The 278-nt window shown below is 59.4% G+C and carries 1 protein-coding gene; it reads right to left on the bottom strand.

Translation table 11 applies throughout. From position 1 onward, the window contains the following. Nucleotides 1–278, bottom strand: a 278-nt coding sequence (locus AF337_RS39835; protein WP_152970939.1) for a hypothetical protein, incomplete at both ends; no start/stop codon positions are given.

Here is a 278-nt window from a genome sequence, read left to right as displayed (position 1 = left end):
AAAATCGGGTCGAGGACAGGGCCGGTTGTTCCGGAGAGCGATGCGCCCACGTCGAATACCGAGGGGTTGGTTATCGTCCGGCCTCGGCCAAGAAATCTCAGCCGATCGGTTTCATATTCGGCCGCTTCGGCAGACGGCACGTTCGATGAGGAAACGTGAACTGCCCAAGTGGCTTTCTCCCCGGCAGCACGTGGCCTGCGGCGGGCAAACAGAGCGCCTGTCGCCTCGTCAAACCGGGTTTCTATAAATAGCTTGGCAAAACCCGGATGCGCCATATC

Origin of the sequence: Rhizobium ecuadorense (genome assembly GCF_001187535.1) — a bacterium.
Classification (GTDB): Bacteria; Pseudomonadota; Alphaproteobacteria; order Rhizobiales; family Rhizobiaceae; genus Rhizobium; species Rhizobium ecuadorense.
The sequence above is the reverse complement of the archived record's forward strand: the minus strand, read 5'-3'. Positions and strand labels throughout refer to the sequence as shown.